This is a genomic window from Martelella sp. (assembly GCF_984369615.1).
The window spans coordinates 1-3,920 of sequence record NZ_CFHTCS010000385.1; the positions used below are offsets into that span (position 1 = coordinate 1).

The window sequence follows — 3,920 nt, forward strand, 5'->3', positions numbered from 1 at the left end:
CGCATCGGCCCGAAAATCGGAATCGCTTTTCGGAAAGCACGATGCGTAGATTCAAGAGGTTAGAGCGTCCTTTGTGCGTCCGAAAGGACGCACGGCGCTCTAAAGCGCTTCCGCCTTGACCAGCGAGTGGACATCCTCGACGCGGGCCGAATCCAGATCACTCTCGTCGATGCCGAAGCTTTCGCCCACAAGCTCCTCGACGCCGCGCACCAGCGCCAGCGCATCAAGGCCATAATAGCGCATCAGATAGCTGCGCGAGCCGCCATGCGCATACGTGTCTTTCAGGCCCAGGCGGATCAGCCGCTTGCCGACGCCGGCGTCCGCCATGGTTTCAGCAACAAGCGAGCCGATGCCGCCTTCGGTCACATGGTTTTCCAGCGTGATCACCCCGTGGCGTACCGAGCCGACATGATCGAGCAGCGCCTTGGCGTCAAACGGCTTGATCGTGTGGAGATGAAGATGGCGGATCGAAAGGCCCGCATTCTTCAACGCCGAGCGCGCGCGCATCGCCTCTTCCGTGGTAATGCCGGCGGTGACCACCAGAACATCGTCGCCATCGCTCAGTTCGCGCATCTCGCCCACCTTGATGGGCGTGTCGAACAGGCGCGGCACGGAACCGCGCAGCACCCGGCACCAGACCGGCCCGTCAATACTGTCGGCGGCCTCGCAGATGCTTTCCACCTCGGTCGCATCGCCGGTTTCGAGGATGGTCATGTTCGGGATCGACCGCATCACCGAAATATCCTCGATCGACTGATGGGTCATGCCGCCGGGCGTGGTGACGCCGGGCAGGAAGCCCATGAGCCGCACCTTGCGGCGGGGATAGGCGACCGAGGCCATCAACTGATCATACGGCCGGCGATACATGAAGACGCCGAAGGTGTGTATGAAGGGCCTGAAGCCGGCAAGCCCCAGCCCGCCCGCAAAGCTCATCATGTTCTGTTCCGCCATGCCGAGCGAGAGGAACTGATCGGGATGCCGGTCGCGAAACCCGTCCACTTCGCATGACGAGGTCAGATCCGCCGAAAGGCACAGAATATCGGGATTGCCTGCAGCAAATTTTTCAAATGCCGCCGCATAGGGGCGCGATACCATTTCTACCATTGTCCCGTCTCCTCAGTGGGCGTAGTCGATCGGGTCGATGCCAAGGTCTTTGGCAATCGACACATTCATGCGCTGGCGCTCGTCTTCGGATTTGAACCGCACGTAATGCAGCCGCGGAAAACGCTCTTCCAGGATCGGCATGGCGTTGAACGGGTTTGTCCGCGCCAGGATGATCAGCGGCTTGCCCGCATGCGGTTCCTTCACCGCCTCGCGCATCGCGTCGACATCATGCCCCTCGATTTCCACGCAGACGGCGCCGAAATCGTTGAACTTCGTCCTGATATCGCCGACATCCATGACCGAGCTCATCGCCCCGTCGCATTGCTGGTCATTGACATCCATGATCGCATAGAGATTGTCGATGCCGTGATAGGCCGCCGCCTGAACAGCCTCCCAGGTCTGCCCCTCCTGCACTTCGCCGTCGGACATGAACACCCAGGTACGCCCGGTATCGCCGCGCCTTCTGCGACCGTAAGCCAGCCCCGCCGCCGTTGAAAGGCCGATGCCGAGCGTGCCGTTATGCACTTCCATGCCCGGCGAATGCTCCGCGCCGATCATCTCGACGGAGGAGCCGTCCTTGTTGAACATGGCAAGCCCCTCCGGCGCCATGCGGCCGACTTCGATCAGCGTGGCATAGGCCACCAGCGCATAATGGGCAGGCGCGATGAACAGCCGGTCGAATTCCGGGGTCGCCGGGCCGTTGTAGCCCGCACCCGTATGATAGTCGGGATTTTGCGCCGAGGGCACGCCCTCAAACGGCTTCGGCACCATCGGCAGGGTCGGCGCGCCGAGCTTGAGCTCCTCGTTGTAAAGCCAGGCAAGCTGCTCGCCGGCCGAACAGGCCTGGCTGAGATAGCCGCCATTGTTGCGGATCGAGTGTTCGAAAACGCGGCGGCGAATGCCGAGAGCGACCTCTTCGGTGGTCTTGGAATTTCTCACTGAGCTCCTCCTTCAAACTTTACAAAAGTCATTAATTCAGTCATTTGTAAAAATCAAGCGGTTTATGTGGGAGGGCTTTGCCCTTACATTCGCCGCCGCGCCGCACAGGAGAAACGGCCTGCGAAAGGGAGGAAGGAATGAACACGATGAAAGCCGTCCGCTGCCATGGCTTCGGACATCGGCATCGGCTGGAAACCGGCATCGCCGTACCCAAGCCGAAGCCGGGCGAGGTGCTGGTCAGGGTCGATGCCAGCGGCATCTGCGCGGCGGACCGGGCAATGTGGGACGGTACGGGACCATGGTCGCTGCCCTTCCCCTTCACGCCCGGCCATGAGTTTACCGGGACGGTCGTGGAACTGGGAGAAGGCGCCGGCGAGCGGCACGATCTGAGCGTCGGCGACCGGGCCGTGGCAGAACTCAACATCACCTATGGCAATGACTTCTTCCGCCAGCGCGGCCTCTACCACCTCGCAGACAGGATGGACGTGATCGGCGCTACGCTTGACGGCGGCTGGGCGGAATACATGATCTATCCGGCCGACGCCGTCATCCACAAGGTGCCCGAGAACCTCTCCAACGCGGCCGCCTGCTTTACCGAGCCGCTGGCAAACGCCATTCACGGCGTCGAGCGCGCCGATATCGGCTTCGAGGACGTCGTCGTGGTCTCGGGCGCTGGCCCGATCGGCATGGGCATGCTGCAGGCGGCCCGGCTGAAGACACCGCGCAAGCTCATTCTCGTCAATCCGGGCGGCGCCAAACGCAGGCTTGCCCTGACGCTTGGGGCCGACATGGCTTTCCACCCGGATGACCCCGAGTTGAAGACGGCATTGGCGGATTTGACGGATGGACGGGGAGCCGATGTCTTTCTCGAAGCCTCCGGCCAGACTCAGGCCTTCACGCTGGGCCTGGAACTCCTGCGCAAGGCCGGCCGGCTTGTCGTCTTCGGCGTCTACAAGAAACCGGTCGCCGTCGACCTCAATATTTTCGGGGAGTTCAAGGAGCTCGACATAAGAGGCGGGCATCTGGCCCCTTTCACCTATCGCACGGCGCTGGACTTGATGAGCCGGGGTCTTGTAGATGGAGACGCCTGCGTGACGCACCGCTATCCGCTGGACCGTTTCGAGGAAGCGCTTGAGCGACGACCGGAACCCGACGAGGTGCAGATCAAGATCATTCTCGACCCGCAAATGTGAGGTTCACATGCCCTATACGGCCGCCCATTGGGGAAGCTACCGCATCGACCGCGAAACCGGCACGCTTTTGCCTGTCGAGGGCGATCCGCAGCCCTCGCGGATCGGCAAGGGCTGGGCCAGCGCCTCACGCGACCGCGACAGCCGGGTCATGAAACCTGCCATCCGCAAGGGCTGGCTTGAAGGGGATGGCGGAGCGGGGCGCTCGGGCGACCGCTATGTCGAAGTCAGCTGGGACGAGGCGCTCCGTCATTGCGCGGGCGAGCTGACACGGGTGCGCGAAACGTATGGCAATGGCGCGATTTTCGGCGGCTCCTATGGCTGGTCGAGCGCCGGACGCTTTCACCATGCCCAAAGCCAGATGCGTCGTTTTCTCAATCTTGCCGGCGGCTTTGTCGGCGCGCGCGAAACCTATTCGCACGCGGCCGCCGAAGTGCTTTTTCCGCACATTATGGGGCTCTCCAACCGGGCCTTTCAGGATGAGGTGACGGCCATGCCTTCCGTCAGCGGGGCCTGCGAGTTGATGCTCGCCTTTGGCGGCATTTCGCCCAGAACCGCGCAGGTCGCCTCCTCCGGCACGTCCCGCCACGAGGTCGCGCCCTGGCTTGAAAACCTCGCGAAAGGAAAGACGCGTCTGATCTCGGTCTCGCCGCGCCACGGCGACCTCGACAAGGCCGAATGGTGGGC

The 3,920-nt window shown here is 62.6% G+C and carries 4 protein-coding genes; 2 read left to right on the forward strand and 2 right to left on the reverse strand.

Features of this window, described 5'->3' with window-relative positions:
* Positions 1 to 99: 99 nt before the first annotated feature.
* Both AC5DC2_RS20725 and AC5DC2_RS20730 read right to left on the reverse strand, forming a co-directional pair.
* Positions 100 to 1,104: a transketolase family protein gene (locus AC5DC2_RS20725; RefSeq protein ID WP_024706359.1), complete on the reverse strand. Its 1,005-nt coding sequence runs from the start codon at positions 1,102 to 1,104 to the stop codon at positions 100 to 102.
* 12 nt (positions 1,105 to 1,116) lie between these two features.
* Positions 1,117 to 2,043 (reverse strand): thiamine pyrophosphate-binding protein, encoded by a 927-nt coding sequence (locus tag AC5DC2_RS20730; RefSeq protein ID WP_491699854.1) that lies wholly within the window; start codon positions 2,041 to 2,043, stop codon positions 1,117 to 1,119.
* A 137-nt stretch (positions 2,044 to 2,180) separates the two neighbouring features.
* On the opposite strand from AC5DC2_RS20730, the gene AC5DC2_RS20735 reads away from it, so the two are divergent.
* Both AC5DC2_RS20735 and AC5DC2_RS20740 read left to right on the forward strand, forming a co-directional pair.
* A complete protein-coding gene (locus AC5DC2_RS20735) occupies positions 2,181 to 3,236 on the forward strand; it encodes an alcohol dehydrogenase catalytic domain-containing protein (RefSeq protein WP_491699855.1) in 1,056 nt (351 codons plus the stop codon).
* Between the two features lie 7 nt (positions 3,237 to 3,243).
* The coding region (locus AC5DC2_RS20740) for a molybdopterin-dependent oxidoreductase (protein ID WP_491699856.1) at positions 3,244 to 3,920 on the forward strand (677 nt) is incomplete at its 3' end.